Genomic DNA, 5,115 nt, shown 5'->3' with positions numbered 1-5,115 from the left:
GTGGGGTGCCGAGGTCTTCAAGCTCGGGCTGTGGATCGCACTGCCGATGGTCACGATGCTGCTGTTCGTGAACCTGGTGATGGGCGTGATCTCGCGCATCGCCCAGCAGATGAACATCTTCGCGGTCGGTTTCCCGATCACGCTCGGCGTCGGCCTGGTGGGCGTGCTGCTGACGCTGCCGATGATGCAGGCGCCGTTCACGATGGCACTGGAGCAGATGTTGAGCAGGTTTCAGTAGCGGTTCGTCGCAATGGCTTCCTGCGTTGTCTTGCGGAGGTAGTCATCGAGCGTGCGGAAGGCTTTCACTACAGTCTCGGAGAGGCGGTATTTGTCGCTGTCATTGCGCTCGTGCTTGATCTGCCGCTCGACGTCATTGAGGTACTTCCTGAGGTCGCTGGGAAGCAGTCCTACGAATTCAGGAGACGTCGCTTCGGCAAGAGAGACCAGGCAGCCGTCGACTTCTGTTCCTGGTCGGCACGGGTAGGCGCGGGTCCACTTATCGAGGAAGGTTTTCGCGTTCTTGAAGGCGGCGTGAATCTGGAGCAGAGCATGCACGGGTGCGGCGGTCGTCTCGATCGCTTGACGGATCCCCTTGCGAAGTTCGGAAGGGCACGATGTTCCGAACTGGTCGAGGATGCTGAGTGTCACGCTGTCTTTGGTTTCCTGTATGTGATCCCGAAGGCGCTCCCGCTGACTCGACCCCGCATTCCTTCCATGGGTTGAAGGGGAGCGATTGATCGCGGTGAGAATCTTGGACTCGAACTCCTGCTGCTCGGAACGGACCTTCTCCGAAGATTCCGGTTCCAATGCGGATTTGATCCAGTAGTTTCCCCGTTGATCGTCGTGAGGGCAGTACATTATTGGCGATTCTTGGCGAACGATTTCACTTGTCGACGATCCAATGCCGTGCTCGTCACTGCTGCTTTGATCGTTTGAAATGGAAGAATCTTGCCCCGATGAGGTTTTGGCGTGAGGAGAAACTCCATTGCCGACATTCAGTCGAATGTGAGCGAGGAATTCCTTTGCGCTGTGAGCGGCCTTGGCGATGCCACGGCGTAGCTTCCTCGCTCCGCTCCTCGCGGTGTCACGGGTTTTGTCAAAGCCGTGTCTGACTTTTGTCTTCGCTGATTCGATCACGGAACTTCCTTCTGAGTTGGCGGCGTAAACGATCGCGCTTCGCCGCCTGTTGTTCGGGACACAGGTAAGTGACTTCGTCGGCTGCAGGGTTCCAACGTGGGCCATCGCTCAGGGAGAGAGGAGTCTTCGTAACGCGGGGGCATGGTCACGAAACAGAGCCGCTTTCCCCCCTCTGATCCGGCTCAAGTTCCGCCCCCACCCCGGAACAATCGCGGGAGCACACCACCGCCCCCGCCATGTCCGACCAAGACCGCAACCTGCCCGCCTCGCAGCGAAAGCTCGACAAGGCCCGATCCGAGGGCCAGGTCGCGCGTTCGCGCGATCTGTCGCACTTCGCGGCGATCGCGGTCGGCGGTGCGGCGCTGGTGGCCGCGGCGCCGCTGCTGTCGCGCTGGCTGAAGCAGCTGCTCGCCACCGGCCTGCAGTTCAACGCCGTGATGGCGAAGAATCCCGAGGCGATGGGCGAGCGGCTGGCCGAACTCACGAGCAAGCTGATCTGGGTCGTGCTGCCGATGGGCCTGCTGATGATGGTGGTCGGCGTGGCCGTCGCCGTCGCGGCCGGCGGCTGGGTCTGGACGCTCAAGCCGCTCGCGCCCAAGTTCGACAAGTTCAACCCGATCACCGGCATCGGCAAGCTGTTCTCGAAGCAGCAGCTGATCGAGGCGATCAAGGGCGCCGTGCTGGCGCTGATCCTCGGCACCATCGGCGCGATGTACCTGCGCTCGCACGTCGAGATGTTCGCCGGTGCACTGTCGATGCCGCTGCCGCAGGCGCTGTCGCACGTCGGCAGCACCATCGTCGGCGGCATGCTGCTGGTGCTGCTGGCGCTGGCCGCCTTCGCGGCGGTCGACGTGCCGCTGCAGCGCCAGCTGCACGCGATGCGCCTGAAGATGAGCCACCAGGAAATCAAGCAGGAGCACAAGGAAGTCGAAGGCAACATGGAGATCAAGGCCAAGATCCGCGCCCGCATGCGCGAGATGGCCAATCGCCGCATGTTGGCCGCCGTGCCCACTGCCGACCTGGTCGTGATGAACCCGACCCACTACGCCGTCGCGCTGAAGTACGACGAAGGCAAGATGGGCGCGCCGCGCGTGGTCGCCAAGGGCGCCGACCTGATGGCCATGCGCATCCGCGACACCGCGAAGGAATCGAAGGTGCCGGTGCTGCAGGCGCCGGTGCTGGCGCGTGCGCTGTATGCCCACGCCGAGGTCGACCGCGAGATCCCGGCCGCGCTGTTCGCGGCCGTCGCCCAGGTGCTCGCCTACGTCTACCAGCTGCGTGCCGCGCTGAGCGGCCGCGTCGCGCTGCCGGGCGCGCTGCCCGAACTGAACGTGCCGGACGAGCTCGATCCGCACAACCCGAAGAGCGGCAAGTACGGCCTGAAGGCCACCGAGGACACTGAATGAATCCGCTGATCCAACAGATCCAGGGCTGGCTCGGCCCGCATGCCAAGGCGATCAAGGCGCTGATGGCGCCGGTCTTCATCATCATGGTGCTGTCCATGATGGTGCTGCCGCTGCCGGCCTTCGCGCTCGACCTGCTGTTCACCTTCAACATCGCGATGGCGCTGATGGTGATGATGGTCGCGGCCTACATGGTGCGGCCGCTCGATTTCTCGGCCTTCCCGACCGTGATCCTGCTGACCACGCTGCTGCGGCTGTCGCTGAACATCGCCTCCACCCGCGTCGTGCTGCTGCAGGGTCACACCGGGCCTGGCGCGGCCGGCAAGGTGATCGAATCCTTCGGCCACTTCCTGATCGGCGGCAACTTCGCGGTCGGCCTGATCGTGTTCGCGATCCTGGTGGTGATCAACTTCGTCGTGGTGACCAAGGGCGCCGAGCGAATCGCCGAAGTCGGCGCGCGCTTCACGCTGGATGCGATGCCCGGCAAGCAGATGGCGATCGACGCCGACCTGAACGCCGGCCTGATCGACGAGAAGGAGGCCAAGCGCCGCCGCCTCGAAGTGGGCAACGAGGCGGAGTTCTTCGGTTCGATGGACGGTGCCAGCAAGTTCGTGCGCGGCGACGCGATGGCCGGCCTGCTGATCCTGTTCATCAACATCATCGGCGGCTTCATCATCGGCGTGGCCCAGCACGACCTGTCGGCGTCGCAGGCGGCCGACAGCTACATCCTGCTGGCCATCGGCGATGCGCTGGTGGCCCAGGTGCCGGCGCTGCTGATCTCGGTGGCGGCGGCGATGGTGGTGTCGCGCGTCGGCAAGGAAGAAGACGTCGGCACGCAGGTCGCGAGCCAGGTCTTCAACTCGCCGCGCGTGCTGGGCATCACCGCCGGCGTGATCGGCCTGCTGGGCATCATCCCGGGCATGCCGCACCTGGTGTTCCTGCTGATCTCGGGCAGCATGGGCTATGCGGCCTGGTGGATGAACGAGCGCAACAAGCGCGTCCGGAACACGCCGCCGCCGGCCGCGCCGGTGGCCGAGCCGAATGCCGAGGCCAGCTGGGACGACCTGCAGCCGGTCGACACGCTGGGCCTGGAAGTGGGCTACCGGCTGATCACGCTGGTCGACAAGAACCGCGAGGGCGACCTGCTGCAGCGCATCAAGGGCGTGCGGCGCAAGTTCGCGCAGGATGTCGGCTTCCTGCCGCCGCCGGTGCACATCCGCGACAACCTGGAGCTCAAGCCCAGCATGTACCGGCTGACGCTGCGCGGCGCGGTGGTCGGCGAGGGCGAGGCCTTCCCGGGCATGCTGCTGGCGATCAACCCGGGCGGCGCGACCACCCAGCTGATCGGCACCCGCACCACCGACCCGGCGTTCGGGCTGCCGGCCGTGTGGATCGAGGAGCGCCAGCGCGAAGCGGCGCAGATGAACGGCTTCACGGTGGTGGACTGCTCCACCGTGGTGGCCACGCACCTGTCGCACCTGATGCAGCTGCACGCGGCCAAGCTGCTCGGCCGTGTCGAGACGCAGCAGCTGGTCGAGCACGTGACCAAGCTCGCGCCGAAGCTGATGGAAGACGTGATCCCGAAGATGGTCGGCATCGCCAGCCTGCAGAAGGTGTTGCAGCTGCTGCTGGAAGAGGGCGTGCACATCCGCGACATGCGCTCGATCGTCGAGAGCCTGGCCGAGCATGCGGCGGTGGCGAGCGAGCCGGGTGAGCTGGCGCGGCGCATCCGCATCAGCCTGGCGCCGGCCATCGTGCAGCAGATCTACGGCCCGGTGAAGGAGCTCGAGGTGATCGCGCTGGAGCCGGAGCTGGAGCGCCTGGTGACGCAGGCGCTGAACTCGCCGCACGGCGCGGTGCTCGACCCGGGCGTCGCCGACACGCTGACGCGCAGCGCCGCTGCCTCGGCCAAGCGCCAGGAAGACCTGGGCCACCCGGCCTGCCTGTTGGTGCCGGACATGATCCGCGCGCCGATGGCCCGGCTGCTGAAGCGCGCCGCGCCGCGGCTGCGGGTGCTGGGGCACAGCGAGATTCCGGAAACGCACTCGATCCGCATCGGGTCGATCATCGGGGCGAACTGATCGCGTGGTTCCGGTGTCCCGGGTGACAACCCGGGATCAACCCTCATTTGTTCGCTTGTCATCTTCCCCACCCGCGCCTTTGCCACAGAAACAGGCCGGCTTTCCCCCCTCTCATCGGCCTCAAGTTTCCGGTCCACCCCGGAACAATGACGGCACGCATCCACCGCGTCCGCCCATGACCTCTGCCTTCCTGTCCACCGCCGTGCCCCCTCGGCACGAAACATCCCAAATGAAGGGATTTACGGTGGCTCATCCCCGGACCGCGGCCGGCTGCGCTCTCACACACTGGATGCCATTGCTTGCCACTGGTTCCTGCTCGATCTCCTGGAGCTCCCGATGAACGTCAAACGCTTCACCGCCCGCACTTCGCGCGACGCCCTGACCCTGGTCCGCCAGGCTTTCGGCGAAGACGCCGTCGTGCTCTCGACCAAGCCCTGCGCCGAAGGCGTCGAGGTGCTGGCCATGGCGCCGGAAAGCGTTCAACAGATCGAGCG

Annotated in this window: 4 protein-coding genes; 3 read left to right on the top strand and 1 reads right to left on the bottom strand. The window is 65.5% G+C overall.

Going from position 1 to position 5,115, the window contains the following annotated elements; genetic code table 11:
* Positions 1–238 (top strand): flagellar biosynthetic protein FliR (locus tag AC1D01_RS20150; protein WP_477869384.1); only part of this gene is annotated, 238 nt, incomplete at its 5' end.
* Here the strand turns inward: AC1D01_RS20150 and AC1D01_RS20145 are convergent.
* Complete coding sequence (locus AC1D01_RS20145) at positions 232–1,137, bottom strand: hypothetical protein (protein ID WP_477869382.1); 906 nt, start codon at positions 1,135–1,137, stop codon at positions 232–234. The genes AC1D01_RS20150 and AC1D01_RS20145 overlap by 7 nt on opposite strands.
* 236 nt (positions 1,138–1,373) lie before the next feature.
* Here AC1D01_RS20145 and flhB point away from each other — a divergent pair, with 236 nt between their 5' ends.
* Both flhB and flhA read left to right on the top strand, forming a co-directional pair.
* Positions 1,374–2,543 (top strand): flagellar biosynthesis protein FlhB, encoded by a 1,170-nt coding sequence (flhB, locus tag AC1D01_RS20140; RefSeq protein ID WP_477869380.1) that lies wholly within the window; start codon positions 1,374–1,376, stop codon positions 2,541–2,543.
* Positions 2,540–4,621, top strand: coding sequence for a flagellar biosynthesis protein FlhA (flhA, locus tag AC1D01_RS20135; protein ID WP_477869378.1), 2,082 nt, complete (start codon positions 2,540–2,542; stop codon positions 4,619–4,621). The genes flhB and flhA overlap by 4 nt, the downstream gene beginning before the upstream one ends.
* Positions 4,622–5,115: the final 494 nt, after the last annotated feature.

The organism is Rhizobacter sp. P3_B12, from assembly GCF_056402895.1.
This window is presented reverse-complemented; position numbering and strand designations above follow the sequence as displayed.

Excerpts from the sequence above, each read along its gene's own strand:
- flhA (WP_477869378.1), top strand. The coding sequence starts at position 2,540 with ATGAATCCGCTGATCCAACAGATCCAGGGCTGGCTCGGCCCGCATGCC.
- flhB (WP_477869380.1), top strand. The coding sequence starts at position 1,374 with ATGTCCGACCAAGACCGCAACCTGCCCGCCTCGCAGCGAAAGCTCGAC.